The sequence below is a fragment of the Spirosoma endophyticum genome (assembly GCF_900112365.1).
GTDB classification, from domain to species: Bacteria; Bacteroidota; Bacteroidia; order Cytophagales; family Spirosomataceae; genus Spirosoma; species Spirosoma endophyticum.
Genome location: NZ_FOLQ01000005.1, coordinates 234183 through 250113, shown reverse-complemented (window position 1 = coordinate 250113; position 15931 = coordinate 234183). Strand labels below are relative to the sequence as shown.

18 protein-coding genes are annotated in these 15931 nt (G+C 45.8%); 16 read left to right on the top strand and 2 right to left on the bottom strand.

Annotation, left to right across the window (positions count from 1 at the left end):
- The first annotated feature begins 13 nt into the window (after positions 1 to 13).
- The 15 genes from rplF to carA all read left to right on the top strand — a co-directional run bounded on the left by rplF (position 14) and on the right by carA (position 9759).
- A complete protein-coding gene (gene rplF / locus BM202_RS15820; RefSeq protein WP_093827740.1) occupies positions 14 to 571 on the top strand; it encodes a 50S ribosomal protein L6 in 558 nt (185 codons plus the stop codon).
- 105 nt (positions 572 to 676) lie between these two features.
- A complete protein-coding gene (gene rplR, locus BM202_RS15815) occupies positions 677 to 1030 on the top strand; it encodes a 50S ribosomal protein L18 (protein ID WP_093827738.1) in 354 nt (117 codons plus the stop codon).
- Positions 1031 to 1033: 3 nt separating this feature from the next.
- Positions 1034 to 1552, top strand: a complete 519-nt coding sequence (gene rpsE / locus BM202_RS15810; protein ID WP_093827736.1) for a 30S ribosomal protein S5 — start codon at positions 1034 to 1036, stop codon at positions 1550 to 1552.
- An 18-nt stretch (positions 1553 to 1570) separates the two neighbouring features.
- The gene (gene rpmD / locus BM202_RS15805; protein WP_046577840.1) at positions 1571 to 1750 is read left to right on the top strand and encodes a 50S ribosomal protein L30; all 180 of its coding nucleotides are present in this window, start codon (positions 1571 to 1573) and stop codon (positions 1748 to 1750) included.
- A gap of 93 nt (positions 1751 to 1843) precedes the next feature.
- Positions 1844 to 2320, top strand: a complete 477-nt coding sequence (gene rplO / locus BM202_RS15800) for a 50S ribosomal protein L15 (protein WP_093827734.1) — start codon at positions 1844 to 1846, stop codon at positions 2318 to 2320.
- Positions 2321 to 2350: 30 nt separating this feature from the next.
- Positions 2351 to 3670 (top strand): preprotein translocase subunit SecY, encoded by a 1320-nt coding sequence (gene secY / locus BM202_RS15795; RefSeq protein WP_093827732.1) that lies wholly within the window; start codon positions 2351 to 2353, stop codon positions 3668 to 3670.
- A gap of 6 nt (positions 3671 to 3676) precedes the next feature.
- Positions 3677 to 4516 (top strand): type I methionyl aminopeptidase, encoded by an 840-nt coding sequence (gene map, locus BM202_RS15790; RefSeq protein ID WP_394333793.1) that lies wholly within the window; start codon positions 3677 to 3679, stop codon positions 4514 to 4516.
- A 7-nt stretch (positions 4517 to 4523) separates the two neighbouring features.
- Positions 4524 to 4742 carry a translation initiation factor IF-1 gene (gene infA / locus BM202_RS15785; RefSeq protein WP_009284801.1) on the top strand — a complete coding sequence of 73 codons (219 nt, stop codon included), beginning with the start codon at positions 4524 to 4526 and terminating at the stop codon, positions 4740 to 4742.
- Between the two features lie 96 nt (positions 4743 to 4838).
- The gene (ykgO, locus tag BM202_RS15780) at positions 4839 to 4955 is read left to right on the top strand and encodes a type B 50S ribosomal protein L36 (protein WP_018618719.1); all 117 of its coding nucleotides are present in this window, start codon (positions 4839 to 4841) and stop codon (positions 4953 to 4955) included.
- Between the two features lie 2 nt (positions 4956 to 4957).
- Entirely contained in the window at positions 4958 to 5335 is a 378-nt protein-coding gene (rpsM, locus tag BM202_RS15775) for a 30S ribosomal protein S13 (RefSeq protein WP_093827730.1), read from the top strand.
- A 105-nt stretch (positions 5336 to 5440) separates the two neighbouring features.
- Positions 5441 to 5836, top strand: a complete 396-nt coding sequence (gene rpsK, locus BM202_RS15770; RefSeq protein ID WP_093827728.1) for a 30S ribosomal protein S11 — start codon at positions 5441 to 5443, stop codon at positions 5834 to 5836.
- A gap of 79 nt (positions 5837 to 5915) precedes the next feature.
- Positions 5916 to 6521 (top strand): 30S ribosomal protein S4, encoded by a 606-nt coding sequence (gene rpsD / locus BM202_RS15765; RefSeq protein ID WP_093827726.1) that lies wholly within the window; start codon positions 5916 to 5918, stop codon positions 6519 to 6521.
- A gap of 187 nt (positions 6522 to 6708) precedes the next feature.
- On the top strand, positions 6709 to 7698 hold the full coding sequence (locus BM202_RS15760; protein WP_046577854.1) for a DNA-directed RNA polymerase subunit alpha: 990 nt from the start codon (positions 6709 to 6711) through the stop codon (positions 7696 to 7698).
- Between the two features lie 90 nt (positions 7699 to 7788).
- On the top strand, positions 7789 to 8568 hold the full coding sequence (rplQ, locus tag BM202_RS15755) for a 50S ribosomal protein L17 (protein ID WP_093827724.1): 780 nt from the start codon (positions 7789 to 7791) through the stop codon (positions 8566 to 8568).
- Positions 8569 to 8655: 87 nt separating this feature from the next.
- Positions 8656 to 9759: a glutamine-hydrolyzing carbamoyl-phosphate synthase small subunit gene (carA, locus tag BM202_RS15750; RefSeq protein ID WP_093827722.1), complete on the top strand. Its 1104-nt coding sequence runs from the start codon at positions 8656 to 8658 to the stop codon at positions 9757 to 9759.
- Positions 9760 to 9777: 18 nt separating this feature from the next.
- Here the strand turns inward: carA and BM202_RS15745 are convergent, their stop codons facing one another.
- Together BM202_RS15745 and BM202_RS15740 are read right to left on the bottom strand one after the other, a co-directional pair.
- Positions 9778 to 13803, bottom strand: a complete 4026-nt coding sequence (locus BM202_RS15745; protein ID WP_245776673.1) for an AAA domain-containing protein — start codon at positions 13801 to 13803, stop codon at positions 9778 to 9780.
- Between the two features lie 102 nt (positions 13804 to 13905).
- The gene (locus BM202_RS15740) at positions 13906 to 14961 is read right to left on the bottom strand and encodes a TerC/Alx family metal homeostasis membrane protein (protein ID WP_093827720.1); all 1056 of its coding nucleotides are present in this window, start codon (positions 14959 to 14961) and stop codon (positions 13906 to 13908) included.
- 143 nt (positions 14962 to 15104) lie between these two features.
- Here BM202_RS15740 and BM202_RS15735 point away from each other — a divergent pair, with 143 nt between their 5' ends.
- Positions 15105 to 15845, top strand: coding sequence for a glycosyltransferase family 2 protein (locus BM202_RS15735; RefSeq protein ID WP_093827718.1), 741 nt, complete (start codon positions 15105 to 15107; stop codon positions 15843 to 15845).
- The last annotated feature ends 86 nt before the right edge of the window (positions 15846 to 15931 follow it).

Below are 15931 nucleotides of genomic sequence, written 5' to 3'. Positions count from 1 at the left end.
TCCGAACTGAACGATGTCACGCATAGGTAAGAAACCCATCACCCTACCCAGCAACGTAACGTTGTCCGTTGACGCGCAAAACGTTGTAACGGTAAAAGGGCCTAAAGGCACCCTGACTCAAACAGTTGATCCGGACATTTCGGTTGCAATTGAAGAGGGGCAGATTCAAGTATCGCGCCCTACGGAACAGAAACGCCATAAAGCACTTCATGGCTTGTACCGTTCGTTGGTTAGCAACATGGTAACGGGAGTAAGCGAAGGCTACAAACTAAATCTTGAAGTAATCGGGGTTGGTTATAAAGCGTCGGTTGTTAATAACATTCTCGAATTGCAACTTGGCTATTCACATAATGTGTATTTAGCTGTTCCAACCGAGATTAAAGTAACAGCTGTAACCGAAAAAGGCCAGAATCCGAAAGTTTACCTGGAAGGATCTGATAAGCAACTTCTTGGTGATGTAGCCGCTAAAATCCGGTCACTACGTAAAGTTGAGCCTTATAAAGGCAAAGGTATCCGCTTCATTGGCGAACAAGTGCGTCGGAAAGCCGGTAAATCTTCGTCTAAAAAATAATACGCTGGTTTTTCGTATTCGTTTTGTGGTTAGTTTATATAACCATGAGCCGGAAATGAGCTACCAAATACATTTTAAACGCCTATTTGGTCGGAATCAAATAACATGGCAAAGAATAAGCAAGAAAGAAGACAGCGTATCAAGTTTGGTATCCGGGCAAAAGTCTCTGGTACAGCTGAACGCCCCCGTCTATCGGTTTTTCGCTCTAACACAGCGATCTACGCACAATTGATCGACGATATTGCTGGCCGCACGCTGGCCGCTGCGTCGTCGGTTGAGTTGAAAAGCGAAGCCGAAGGCAACACCGTCGAAACGGCGAAGAAAGTTGGTCTGCGATTGGCCGAAAAGGCAGTTGCACAGAATATCAGCGCAGCTGTGTTCGACCGTAACGGCTACTTATATCACGGTAAAGTAAAAGCACTGGCCGACGCAGCCCGCGAGGGTGGCCTTAAGTTCTAAGCAATGAACATCAATTCAGCAAGACCGACAAAATTCAACGAAGCCGACCTGAAAGAAAAGGTTGTAGCCATCAACCGCGTAGCGAAGGTGGTAAAAGGTGGTCGCCGATTCAGTTTCTCGGCGATTGTCGTCGTCGGCGATGGTAACGGTGTCGTTGGTTACGGATTAGGCAAAGCCAATGAAGTAACGGATGCGATTGCCAAAGGAGTAGAAGATGCGAAGAAAAACCTTGTTCAGGTTCCCCTTCTAAAACGTACGGTTCCTCACGAAATGGAAGGTAAATTCAGTGGTGGCTTTGTCCTGCTGAAACCGGCCGCTCCAGGTACTGGTGTGATCGCTGGTGGTGCTATGCGTGCCGTTCTTGAGTCGGCTGGTATACACGATATCCTGGCGAAATCGAAAGGTTCGTCGAACCCGCACAACGTAGTAAAAGCAACGCTTGACGCGTTACTGAAGATGCGTTTACCTCACCAGGTAGCTTTTCAGCGTCAAATCAGTTTAGCTAAAGTTTTTAACGGTTAACCAATAGGAGCAACAGACATGGCACGAGTACGTATCACGCAGGTCAGCAGCACCATTAAACGGCCGTTATCGCAAAAGAATGCGATTAAGTCTCTAGGCTTAGGCAAAATCAACCGTAGCGTCGAATTGGAATACAACGACGCACTCAAAGGTGCAATCAATAAGGTGCAGCACTTAGTGAAGGTTGAAGAAATTTAGTATCTTTGCGATTCTTTTGGTTTTCAGACCGCTCTAGCTTCTTGTAAGGGTGACGTTAAAAGCCAAAAGAATCATCTTTTTAAATATATACCAATGAATTTAAGCAACCTTAGACCGGCAAAAGGTTCCGTCAGAGAGCGCAAGCGAGTCGGACGCGGACAGGGGTCAGGCATGGGCGGTACGTCTACGCGTGGTCACAAAGGAGCGCAATCGCGTTCAGGTTATAGTCGTAAAACACACTTCGAAGGTGGTCAGATGCCATTGCAACGTCGTGTGCCTAAGTTCGGCTTCAAGAATATTAACCGCGTCGAATACAAACCTCTGAATCTGGATTCTATCCAGGCATTAGTTGACGAGACTAAGGCTACAATAGTAGACATGGAATTTCTGCTCCAACATGGTTTGGTTAGCAAGAAAGACTTAGTTAAAGTATTGAGCCGGGGTGAACTAACAGCCGCCGTTGAAATTCATGCCCATGCTTTCTCGACAAGCGCGAAAGAAGCGATTGAAAAAGCGGGTGGTAAGGCGATTGTGCCTGTTAAACAAGTGACAGAGGAAGCAGCGAATTAGTTGTGAGCACGGCAGTAGCCGACCTATTTTATGAACCGACTCATCACCACGTTTAAGAATATTTTTGCAATTGACGAGTTGCGGAGTCGAATCCTCAACACGCTGTTGTTTATTACGGCGTTTCGTCTTGGTTCGGCTATTGTGCTACCAGGCGTTGACCCACAGAAATTGAATCTCAATCCTCAGGGATTGCTTGGCTTGTTAGATACCTTTTTAGGAGGTGCTTTTAGCAAGGCTTCGATTTTTGCGTTGGGTATCATGCCGTATATTTCTGCATCGATCGCAATTCAGTTACTTACATTGGCTTTGCCCTACTTTCAGAAAATGCAGAAGGAAGGTGAATCAGGCCGTAAGCGGTTGAACCAGATTACACGGGTACTGACAATTGGTGTAACGGCTGTTCAGGCTATTACATATGTACGAACAACGATTCCAGCTGAGGCACTGCTAATTGATCGTGGCTTGTTCACAATTTCGTCGCTCTTTATTCTAACGGCCGGTACCATCTTCTGCATGTGGCTGGGTGAACGGATCACAGATAAAGGAATTGGTAATGGCATCTCAATGATCATTATGATTGGGATCGTGTCACGGCTTCCAGGTGCTATTTATGGAGAAGCCCTATCGCGCGGAACGTCTCAGGTGCTAGTTTTTGTACTGGAGCTGGTAGGCCTGTTTTTTGTAATTATGGGAGCGGTTGTTTTAACGCAGGCTGTTCGTCGTATTCCAATTCAATATGCCAAGCAGGTTATCGGAAATAAAGTTGTTGGTGGGCAACGTCAGTACTTACCCTTGAAGTTAAATGCGGCTGGTGTAATGCCGATCATATTTGCTCAGGCGCTGATGTTCATTCCAACTTACGTAGCAGGGTTGTTTGCCGAGAAAAGTGATTTTGCAGCTAGTGTGCAGAACGCGTTTCAGAGCTATACAACTTGGCAATATAATCTGTTATTCTCGCTTTTGATTATTGTCTTTACGTTCTTTTACACAGCGATCTCGGTCAACCCGGTTCAGATTGCTGATGATATGAAACGTAGTGGCGGTTTCATCCCAGGTGTAAAGCCTGGCTTTCAGACATCCGAGTACATTGGTACAGTATTGGATCGAATCACACTACCTGGTGCTGTTATGCTGGCGATTGTGGCGATTTTACCCGCTATTGCTAATCTATTAGGAATGACAAGTGGTTTTGCCCAATTTTTTGGAGGTACGTCGCTTCTGATTATGGTTGGTGTTGTGCTTGATACGCTGCAGCAGGTGGAAAGTTACTTACTGATGCGTCGCTACGAAGGTCTGATGAAATCAGGTCGGGTACAGGGTCGCACGAGTGCAGAGACAGTAGCCGCATAAAAAGAGATGTCTAGTTCCGATAAAAAAGATAAAATGATTTTTATCAGAAGCGATGAAGAAATCGCTCTGATCAAGATTAGTGCACAGGTACTTGGAAAGGCTCACGCCGAAGTGGCTAAGCTTGTTCGACCTGGTGTAACAACAAAGGAACTTGACCGGGTTGCAGAAACGTTTATTAAGGATAACGGAGGCTCTCCATCATTCTTAGGTTATAACAAGTTTCCGGCTTCACTTTGTATTTCGGTCAACGACGTAGTAGTGCATGGATTTCCTAGCCGCTATGAACTCCGCGATGGTGACATCATCTCGATTGATTGTGGCGTTAAGTTGAACGGCTATCACAGTGATAGCGCTTATACATATCCAATTGGGGAAGTAAGTCCGGCAGTTCGTCGACTCTTATCCAGAACTAAGGAATCACTTTATATCGGCTTGGAAAAGGCCATTGAAGGGAATCGAGTAGGCGATATTGGGTATGCTATTCAGACGTACACAGAGAAGTTTGGGTATTCAGTAGTTCGCGAATTAGTTGGGCATGGCGTTGGCCAAAACCTACATGAAGCCCCTGAAGTACCAAACTATGGTAAACGAGGTCAAGGCCCGAAATTGCAGGAAGGCATGATTTTGGCAATTGAGCCAATGATTAATTTCGGCAAGAAAGGTGTCGTACAGGAACGGGACGGTTGGACAATTCGGACTGTTGATCGTAAGCCATCGGCCCACTTTGAACACACAGTAGCTGTGCGTAAAGGGAAAGCTGAGATTTTGACAACCTTTGAATACATTGAAGCAGTAACCGCGAATACAAGCCTGATGGTCGAAACACAAGATCTTATGGCGGTTTAAAGCGAACATGGCAAAGCAGAATTCTATAGAACAAGACGGTGTGATTTTGGAGGCATTATCAAATGCAATGTTCCGGGTCGAGTTGGCTAACAAACATGAGGTAATTGCTCACATCTCTGGCAAAATGCGGATGAATTACATCAAGATCCTGCCAGGAGATCGCGTAAAGTTGGAAATGTCGCCTTATGATTTAAGTAAGGCGCGAATTGTGTACCGATACAAGTAAGTTTTCAATTTTCAGCTTATAGCTTCTAGTTATCTAATAAAGATTAGCTAATGCACATAAAGTAGAAATTGAGAACTGTAAACAGAAACTTTTACCATGAAAGTTAAAGCGTCAATCAAGAAACGCAGTGAAGATTGCAAAGTGATCCGGCGGAAAGGGAAGCTGTACGTGATCAACAAAAAGAATCCCCGTTACAAACAAAGACAAGGCTAAGCATGGCACGTATTGCAGGTGTTGATATTCCAGATAAGAAGCGTGGTGAAATTGCGCTGACATACATCTACGGCATTGGACGTAGCCGGGCTAAAAAAATCTTGACCGATGCTGGTATCAGTGTTGACAAGAAAGCCAATGAATGGACGGACGATGAAGCGAGTGCTGTACGTAACGCTATCTCAAATGAGTACAAAGTTGAAGGTCAGTTGCGTTCGGAAGTTCAGTTGAGCATTAAACGCTTAATGGATATTGGTTGCTACCGTGGCTTGCGTCACCGGAAAGGGCTTCCAGTTCGTGGCCAGCACACTAAGAACAACTCTCGTACTCGTAAAGGCAAGCGTAAGACAGTTGCTAACAAGAAGAAAGTAACGAAATAATTAATCGGTCGCTCATCGTCATACGGAGCATTTGTGGTTCTTTGAGCTGAGTCTCTTGGGATAAGTAATGATGATCGATGACATATTGACGATTACCTAAAAACAATGGCTCAAGCAAAACGCAAAGACAAAGCGAAAAAGCGGGTGGTAGTCGTTGAACCCGTTGGTCAGGTACATATCCGGGCTACGTTCAACAACATCATCATTTCGATTACCAATATGAACGGCCAGGTTATCTCTTGGGCATCGGCGGGTAAAATGGGCTTCCGTGGCTCAAAGAAAAATACTCCCTATGCTGCGCAGACTGCCGCTTCTAACTGTGCTGCCGTTGCCCATGATCTGGGTATGCGCAAAGCAGAAGTGTTTGTGAAAGGTCCGGGATCAGGTCGTGAGTCGGCAATCCGTACCATTCAGAACTCAGGTATCGAAGTAACAACGATCCGTGATATTACCCCGCTGCCGCACAATGGGTGTCGGCCGCCAAAGCGTCGTCGCGTATAACTTACGGATGGCATGAATAGGGGCAGGCGACATTTGGTTGTGTCTGTCCAATGTTTCACAATTATTCATTCATTGAAGAATGGCACGTTACACTGGGCCTAAAGCCAAAATTTCGCGCAAGTTCGGCGAACCCATCATGGGACCGAGCAAAGCGCTACAGAAGAAAAATTACGGACCGGGTATGCACGGTCGGGGTCGCAAACGGAAACAGTCCGAATATGCGCTCCAGTTGCTGGAAAAGCAGAAAGTAAAATATACTTACGGTATTCTGGAGCGTCAGTTCCGGGCACTGTTCCACCGGGCTCAGGTTCGGGAAGGTATTACAGGTGAGAACTTGTTAAAACTATGTGAAGCTCGGCTTGATAACACTGTTTATCGTTTAGGCATCGCATCTTCTCGTCGGGCCGCCCGTCAGTTGGTTTCGCACAAACACATTATTGTTGATGGCGAAGTTGTTAACATCCCTTCATATTCTCTCAAGCCTGGTCAGTTGATTGGCGTTCGTGAGAAATCGAAATCACTGGAAGCTGTCTCGACAAGTCTTTCAGCCCGGAATACCAAACGGTACAACTGGGTTGAGTGGGATGGTCAGCAATTAACGGGTAAGTTTATTAGCTACCCTGAGCGCGATCAAATCCCCGAAAACTTCAACGAGCAAGCCATCGTCGAATTGTATTCGAAGTAACAGTACTGGCAGAACTCATATGGGTTCTGCTGGCTTTTCTATAAATAGGTTACGGTTCATGGTTGATTGGTTTTCGGTTGAAGGCTGGTCATTGAGTCCAGAAGAATACCAAAATCGAAGAAACTGAAAACCAGATAAATTTCAGTCTTCACGCCAAGGCAGAGAACTGCTGTAAAATACGAAACGTATGTCAATTTTAGCGTTCCAAATGCCCGACAAAGTCGTAGTGGAGAAAGCTGACGACTTTCACGGGGTGTTTGAATTCAAACCCCTTGAAAAAGGATATGGTGTAACAATCGGTAACGCGTTACGGCGCATACTGTTGTCATCGCTGGAAGGTTACGCCATCACGAGCGTAAAATTTCCCGGTGTGTTGCACGAATTTTCTTCAATCGAGGGCGTTGTTGAAGACGTGACAGAGATCATTCTGAACCTTAAAATGGTTCGATTTAAGAAGATCAATGACATGGTCGACAACAAAATCACCGTCAATATTAAAAAACAGTCAGTCTTAAAGGCTGGTGATATATCTAAATTTTCGCCTTCGTTCGAAGTGTTGAATCCAGAATTGGAAATTTGCCACATCGACGATACACGTGATTTAGAGATGGAAATCTTCGTGGAAAAAGGTCGTGGCTATGTGCCTGCCGATGAACCACGGGCAAATGAGTTACCGTTTGGTCATATTCCGATTGATGCTATCTACACGCCGATTAAAAACGTGAAGTATAGTGTTGAAAATACGCGGGTTGAGCAAAAAACGGATTACGAGCGGCTGTTGCTGGATATTGAAACGGATGGTTCGATCCACCCGGAAGAAGCATTGAAAGGTGCAGCTTATATCCTGATTCAACACTTCATGCTGTTCTCGGATCAGACAATGACGTTTGAAACGGCTAAACCGGAAGAAGAAAACGTAGTTGATGAAGAAGTTCTGCACATGCGGAAACTTTTGAAAACGTCGCTTGCAGATCTTGACCTCTCGGTTCGGGCTTACAACTGCCTAAAATCAGCAGATGTACGGACGCTGGGTGACCTCGTCCGGCTTGAGATTTCGGACATGATGAAGTTCCGCAACTTCGGTAAGAAGTCGTTGACAGAGCTTGAGCAATTAGTTGCTGAAAAGAACCTGACGTTCGGTATGGACGTCGCTAAGTACAGACTAGACGAAGATTAATAGTAGTTAGTCGTCAGTCGTTAGTCATTAGCAGGTATGCCAGCTAATCATTATCGACTAACGACTATCGACTGACGACTAAATAAGAAAATGAGACACGGTAAAAAAGATAATCACTTAAGCCGGACACATTCGCACCGCGAAGCGATGTTACAGAACATGGCTTCGTCGCTCATCCTGCATAAGCGCATTGAGACGACACTTGCGAAGGCGAAAGAGCTCCGCAAATTCGTGGAGCCTATCCTGACGCGGGCTAAAGATGACACCTATCAGAATCGTCGCGTTGTATTTCAATCGTTGAATGATAAAGAGACGATGAAGGAACTGTTCGGAACGGTAGCCGACAAAATCGCTAGCCGTCCGGGTGGGTATACACGCATCATTAAACTGGGAAATCGCCTGGGTGATAACGCAGAAACCTGCTTGATCGAACTCGTTGACTTCAACGAATTGCTTCTTTCGGCTGTTGCTGAAAAAGCAGCGACAACGACCAAAACGCGTCGGAGCCGTCGGGGAAGTGGTACGAAATCAGCAGATGCAACATCTGCTCCAGTTGCTACGTCTACCGAAGCTCCTGTCGATGAAGCATCTGTTGCTGCTGCACCAGCTGCTGGTGATGATTTGACGCTGATCGAAGGGATAGGCCCTAAAATTGCTGAGTTGTTGAACAATGGTGGTATCACTACCTTTACACAGTTGGCTGACGCGCAAGATGAGACTGTCCAACAGGTATTATCTGAAGCAGGATCAAGTTTTAACGTACACGACGCGACTAGCTGGAATGAACAGGCTGCGCTGGCACGTGACGGCAAATTGGACGAACTGAAAGAATTGCAGGATCGTTTGAAAGGTGGTAAAGAAGAACAATAACGAAGTGCTTAACTAACACGTCATATAGAAATGGGTTAACCGCAATGGTTAGCCCTTTTTTTTAGTCTTATTAGCCAAAACGCATACATGAAACACACGCAGCAACCTGAAGCGCTACTAGTTTTGCAGGATGGAACCGTTTATCGAGGACTAGCTCTCGGTAAAATAGGAACAGCTGGGGGCGAAATTTGCTTTAATACGGGTATGACCGGGTATCAGGAGATTTACACTGATCCTTCCTATTATGGCCAGATAGTTATCAATACCACCTCACACATTGGTAATTACGGTGTGCTTAATAACGCCGAGCAAGAATCAGGTGGGGTGAAAATCCGGGGAATGGTATGTAATTTCTTCTCAAATATTCACTCCCGGTATACGGCTGATGGTTCATTACAGGATTATTTTGAACGGGCTGGTATTGTTGGGATTCATGGCGTGGATACGCGGCAGTTGGTACGCTATATCCGTTCAAAAGGTGTGATGAACTGTATTATATCGTCAGAAATTCTGGACCCGGCTGTATTACTGGCTGAACTACAGAAAATCCCCGATATGGATGGCCTTGAGCTATCTTCCGAAGTGTGCACACCTGAAGCTTACGAATCGGGTAATCCTGAATCCAGTTTGCGCGTAGCCGTACTGGATCTTGGTGTTAAACGTAGTATCCTGACGAATTTTCACGAACGAGATGTGTTCTGTAAAGTTTTTCCGGCTAAAACACCGTATAAGGAGATAGCGGCATGGAAACCGGATGGATTTTTCATTGCTAACGGCCCTGGTGACCCGGCAGCGATGCCCTACGCAGTTGAAACTGTTAAGCAGGCATTAGAGACAGAAACGCCGTTATTCGGTATTTGTCTGGGACACCAGATTCTGTCGTTGGCTAGTGGCATTTCAACCTATAAAATGCACAATGGCCACCGTGGGCTGAACCATCCTGTTAAAAACCTGATTACAGGCTACTGCGAAGTAACCTCCCAGAATCATGGTTTTGCCGTGAAAGCTGACGAAGTGATGGACCATCCTAATGTTGAGCTGACGCATATCAACCTCAATGATAATACGATTGAAGGTATTCGTCGGAAGGACAAACCAGCATTCTCGGTGCAGTACCACCCCGAGTCCTCGCCAGGACCGCACGACTCGCGCTATTTGTTCGATCAGTTTGTAGGAATGATGAAAGAATAATTGAAAGCCTGGGGAAACTCAGGCTTTTTTACTTTTATCCCGCCAATATTCCCTACTCCAAACACGCTGAAACGGCCATTTTCGAGCTTGTAACGCTATCGGTAGATAAGCGTGAGTTTGTTTGAGCGTCTGTTGATAATAAGTATCATCGTCGGTTAGTACAAGGGATTGATACGTATCATCGGTTTTAACTGTCAAATCGGCGAAAGGAAGTTCGGGCTGCCAATCAGGATGCTGGGCGGCTAATTTATCCTTCAATAAAGTGCCGGATGGAAATATCTGTTGAGTTTGCAGAGTCGGTCGAAACTGTTGCTGCGCTACGTTAAGGGCGTAGGCTAAATAGGCTTTTAGCAGCCTCGGACCTTCATTAGCTGTATCGGCAATGGTGAGCTGATCGGGCCAGAGGCTCGTAACTACATATACCCGTTCCCTTGCTCGCGTGACAGCTACGTTCAGGCGGTTTCCGCCACCACGCGCATTAAGACTCCCAAATTGCATGGATAATTTTCCGCGTTCGTCAGGTGCATAGCCAACGGAGAAAATAATAACGTCACGCTCGTCACCTTGTACGTTTTCAATATTTTTGACAAACAAACCAGCTGGGATTTCCTGTTTATTTCCATCAGAAGCTGCTTCTGCTAGGAAACGATCTTCCAGCATATCCTGAATCAATTGCTGTTGCGGATAGTTGAACGTAACGATGCCCACAGAACGTCCGGGCAGCTCAGTAGTCAATTGGTCGAGAAGTTGCAGTATGGCGTCGGCTTCAGCCAGATTGGTATTTTGTTGCCAAATTCCCTTCACGTTCACATAACGAATCGCTGGCTCGTGCCGATTAACGACATCGAAGTGTGGAAGAAGGGATAATTTATTTTGATAAAAATGTTCGTTTGAGAACGTAATTAAATCCAGCGATCGACTTCGATAATGTTCATTTAGCGATACTTGTGGTAATTCCTGAGCAGCTAATTCAAGGAGTGATTCTACTTCCAGAGCGGCCGGGGTTTCTTCGGCCAGCTCATTCTCATCAATGCGGATTCGGTAAAGATCACTGGGCCGAAGTTGCTGGTTATCGCCGGTAATAACCACTTGTTTACCCCGCACCATCGCTGGAACACCATTCTCCGCAAAGCATTGCGATGCTTCATCGAAAATAACCAGATCGAACAGACCTTCACGTAATGGAAACATCGCCGATACCGATTCGGGTGAGGCCAGCCAACATGGTACCAATTTGAACACTTCATCAGCAAACGATTCCATCAGTTTACGAACTGGCCACACGTTTCGTTTCTTACTGGTCTGATGCAGCAGATCACGATATGTCACTACGTTGCTCAGTCTGTTAAGCATTAAATTTCGATACGTCTGCTCACGCAATTTAACCAGCAGAATATCACGGCTTAGTATTTGCTTTCGCCGTACACTCTCCTGCAATGTCTGTTCCCATTGGCCCATTTTCAGCGACGAAACACTGCGAAGTTCAGGGTATTTGGCTTCAATGTGGCCAATCCAGGCACGGTAAACACTTTCCTGAAACATTTCCTCCCAATGTAATGGTTCATGATCACTTAATCGGTTTATAACGGTTCGTTCAGTCTCAGAAAAGCCTTGCTGTAATCTATCCGCTTCAACTAACAGATCGAAATCACTGCTTAGTATACGGCGTAGGTTATCCGCATAAACATCGTCCTCCCAGAGTTGATGAATTTGGTCCGTTGTGAGGTAGACTTGGGCTTCTATTCGTTGTTTTTCAACTGTTGCTGCAACACGTAGTAAATTCGTTACAACATCCATAAATTTTTTTGACGTTTGCCAGCAAGATTCTGGCAGTCGATGTAGCAGTTGAAGTGCGTTCAAACGTTCGGTAATATGCTGGGCGCGTTGCACAAGTCGAATGCTGTCAGGTGAGTTAGGAAGCGATAAACCGGTAAGCAACGTAGTACTATGTTGCTGAACAGTTTCTAATTGAACACGCTTGGCTACTTTCGCTGTTAACGTCCGCAAATCATTCTCTGATAGAGCCAATCCGTTAGCTGATGCAACGTTCTGCAATTGAGTTTTGCCTGATTTCGTTAACTGCCACCAATTCCAGGTCATCCAGGAAGGTCGGGCAGCGAGTGCATCGGCCAATAGTTCGCGAAAAGGTGGCAATTCAATAGGTTGTAGCGATAGCTCTGGGCCAGGAGTTTCCAGTGCATTATCCCATGTCTGAGCTATTTTCTCCAGTTGAGTCTCCTCCGTTGTGAAAGCTGGATGGCTGGGGTTGTTACGAAACGTCTTAACAATTTCCCATAACGTAACGGCATCATCACCTGTAAGGAGATTTAATAAAGCCGTTAATTCCCAATCGCGCGCTTGCCATTCAGCTAGTTCAGCCAGTGCAAGCGGCTGGCTCAAAAAAGTCGCCGTTTGGCCATTTGTATCATTACGTAGCTGGGTCAACTCATTAATTACCTGATCGGCTTTCGTCAGGTCAGCATTCAAGAATAGTGCAAAATTGACTCGCTCAGCCCAAGGATGATCTGACCCCAAACGTTGCTGATACGCTACGTAATCGCCAAGACGCCGGACGAAGTTATCCACATTATTCAATGGGAACTGTGTATAAATATCTTCGAGTGGAATCGTCGGTTTGTCCGGCTCACTAATCAAATACAATTCTTTGGCTGAAAGACTACATTCACTCGTGTCGAATAGCGCATCTTTAAACGATTTCAAAGCCGTAACTGTCTCGTCAATACGTTTACTTTCAATCTCGAAGTCGCGTTCGAGCAACACTGCGTTTAAGCTATTGTTCTGTTGTCGAAAAGCATCTACCTGGTCTATCTGGCTGGCGATCTGAGCATACAATGCACGTCGGTCATCCTGAAAATCATGAATTAAAGCTAAAAAAGAACCCATGCCGACCTGTTCAAGTCGCTCCTGCACAACGTCGAGTGCCGCCCGTTTCTGGCAAACGAGCAATACCCGCTTACCCGATGCGGCTGCGTCGGCCATCAGGTTAGCAATGAGTTGAGATTTACCTGTACCGGGAGGCCCCTGCACAACCAGCGATTGACCTGCTTTCACCGCTCGCAACGCCAGTTCTTGTGATGCGTCCATCGGCAAGGGCGTGTGAATGTTTTTTTCAGGAAGTTGAGTGGGGGGCAAGGAGTGTGGAGCATGGGGCATGGGGAAAATAGTCGGCAAATTAACTGGTGCTATTTCTTCCTTCTCCTCACCTTCCACTTCTTGCTCTTCTCTCCCTGCACCTGGCACCTCGCTCCTCGCCAAAAGCGCATCATAATCCGGTACCAGAAATGATCCCGCTTGCGGAAAAATGCCCAATATGGCTTCAGGATAAAGTTTTAGCTCGCCAGTACGTTCGAGTTGCCCCAGGTCTTTGGCTGTTTGTTTGTTGAAAAACTGGAGTTTATCGACAAACAAATCCTGATTAAAGTTGATTTCGAGTGGGCTGCTTTTAAGCCATTCGTAGAGTTGTGTGCGAAAAACGACGGGATCTCGATCGAGATCATCCATCGTTTTCTCGACAAGATCGTCGGGTAGCCTGACCTGATTGAACTGTCCATAAGCCAGCGCCAGCGTTGGATTCAGAAAGGCCAGCTCATCGCCCCTACGTACCAGTTTCCAGAATTTTCCCTGTTGCTCAATCTTAACGGGGAAAAAAAGCAGTGGCCCGTGAACAACCGTATCGTCCAGAAATTTTCCTTTTACAAACGGCCAGCCAACATACAAATCTTCCGTTCCGCGCTCCTCCTCAATGAAGCGGGCCGTACGGTCAATCTTCCGAAGTTTACGACTGACTTCGTTGCTACGTTCCTGTCGGGGATCAAGGACTTCGCATAAAGCAACCGATGGTTTCCGGGCAACTAAATCAGCAATTACGGTAAATGAAGGCTTGTTAAGCAGAAAATCCGCTTCATGAAGATCCAGGAACTGTCCGGCGGGCAGGCTCGTCAGCAACAAGGAGCGGTTGAGGCTACTGAGGTTGGTTAATCGTCGACGAAAGGTTTTAAGAACAGTCTGAAGCGGGATTTTCACAATGATCTGAATTGCACCGGCAACCCGGCAGGATTTTACTAACGAATCAACGTCTCAACCTAATAATTCATTTTAGTTGTCTAAATCCTGCTGCCGGCAACGCTATTCTTTCTTCTCAGGAATCAACCATGAGGCCAGAACGCTTACGCTCAGAATACCAACAATAATGTAGAGTGAGTAAACGGGTTTAAAACCGATGTTCTGCAACCAATGTTCTGCCAGCATTTTTGCCCCAATAAACGTCAGCAATACCGCTAGGCCTACTTTCAGGAAACGGAACTGGCTCATGATGCTCGACAGGAAGAAGAACATGGAACGTAAGCCCATGATGGCGAAAACGTTCGAGAAAAAGACGATGTAGGGATCTTTTGTAATCGAGAAAATGGCCGGAATGGAGTCAACGGCAAAAACCAGATCCGTGAAGGCTACAACGATGACAATCAGAAATAAAGGCGTTACAAACAGTTTGCGGTCCGATTTCCGACGGATGAAAAAATTATCGGTTACGTTGCGGTGATAAACATTCAGGTATTTGCTGGCAAACCGAATGACAGGATGCTTGGCCGGTTCGATCTTTTCGTCATCTTCCTTCTGAAAAAACAACTGAATTCCTGTGTAGACAAGAAAGGCCCCGAATAAATACATGATCCATTCAAACCGCTGAATTAAAGCCGATCCCAGAAAAATGAAGATAAATCGTAGGATGATAGCGCCCAGAATTCCGTACACCAGAATCTTTTTATAATACCGTTCCTGGACACCAAAGGAGCTGAAAATCAGGATGAAGACAAAAATATTGTCGGCAGATAGTGAGTACTCAACTAAGTAACCGGTAATATACTCAAGGGCCATATTGGCCTCGAAGCGATCTAAACTGGTGGCAAAATTGCCCGGAATGAGCTCAACGTGGTCGGCGTAAAGATCCCGCACCTCCTTGAGTCGGGCAAACGTATTGATACCATGAATGAGATAGCCATATCGTTGCAGAAAAAAATAAAAGGCAATCGATAACGCAACCCAAATCGCACTCCAGATGGCGGCTTCTTTAAAATGAACAACGTGACTTTTTTGCTTGGAGAAAACGCCAAGATCAATAGTCATAATTATGAGAACGAAAGCGGCAAAAGCAAGAAAAAATATAGTTTCGCTGGATAACATAACTAATAAGTGGACAGGCAATTAAGCCTCAAATTGGATTATATGGTAAGTTAAACAACAAATCTACGCCCAATATGGCGAAGGAATCGGTTTCAGTTGTCAATTTTATTGGCATAGTGGCATCGACCTCTTAATTTTGCCCCATGTTTAATAACAAAAAAGTGATTGTAGTGATGCCAGCCTACCGGGCAGCACTAACGCTGGAGCGTACGTATCGTGAAATTCCGTTCGATTTAGTAGACGAAGTCATACTTGTAGACGACGCCAGCCCCGATAACACCGTTGAGGTAGCCCGCCAATTGGGTATCCGGCATGTGATTCGCCATGATAGAAATAAAGGTTACGGTGGTAATCAGAAAACCTGCTACGCCAAAGCCCTTGAACTTGGGGGTGATATTGTGGTCATGCTTCACCCAGACTACCAATACACACCGTTGCTGCTACCTGCCATTATCACAATCATTGGTAATGGGCTATATCCGGTGGTATTTGCCTCACGGATTTTGGGGAAAGGCGCTTTGAAAGGCGGTATGCCGATGTATAAGTACATTGCTAACCGGTTTCTGACGCTTACGCAGAACATACTTATGAATCAGAAACTGTCTGAGTATCACACGGGTTATCGGGCATTTTCGGGCGAAGTGCTACGTAGTCTGGATTTCACGCACAACTCCGACGATTTCATTTTCGACAACGAAATGATCGCCCAGATTTTTTATAAGGGCTATGAAATTGGCGAAGTTACCTGCCCAACCAAGTATTTCGACGAAGCATCGTCCATCAACTTCAAACGCAGTTCGATCTATGGCCTCGGTGTTCTTCGGACCTCGTTCCTCTATTTCTTTACAAAAATTGGGTTGACGCACTGGAAAATTTTGAAGTAGCGATTCTGGCCGACTAAAAATAACCGCCAGCCCAAAACGCTACGTTCCAGACTGGCGGCCATTAATTTATTCGTGTATCGAGCGAA